The sequence below is a fragment of the Paraburkholderia sp. BR13444 genome, from assembly GCF_040948755.1.
Classification (GTDB): Bacteria; Pseudomonadota; Gammaproteobacteria; order Burkholderiales; family Burkholderiaceae; genus Paraburkholderia; species Paraburkholderia youngii.
This window is the reverse complement of sequence record NZ_JBFPKM010000083.1, coordinates 1-231: the sequence shown is the minus strand read 5'-3', so window position 1 is coordinate 231 and position 231 is coordinate 1. Positions and strand designations below refer to the sequence as shown.

Below are 231 nucleotides of genomic sequence, written 5' to 3'. Positions count from 1 at the left end.
TGATCTTCTTCGAATACACCGGCGGGTTATGCGGTATATGCATGTCGTCGCCCATCAACAGCTGCAACGTATGCCTGCCCGGCGGCAATGAAATCATCGTTTCCGTTTCGCCCGCGCCGAAATGCAGGTGCTGGCGGTCCGATGGAATCTCCTGGTCGAGCGCGGGCAAATCCGTGTCGATCAGCAGATGATGGTGGCCGGTATTCGGAAACGCGATGCCCTTCGGACACA

The 231-nt window shown here is 57.6% G+C and carries 1 protein-coding gene; it reads right to left on the bottom strand.

The window, feature by feature from the left end; translation table 11 throughout:
- Positions 1-231, bottom strand: a 231-nt coding sequence (locus AB3X95_RS39085; protein ID WP_368624017.1) for a DUF4399 domain-containing protein, incomplete at both ends; no start/stop codon positions are given.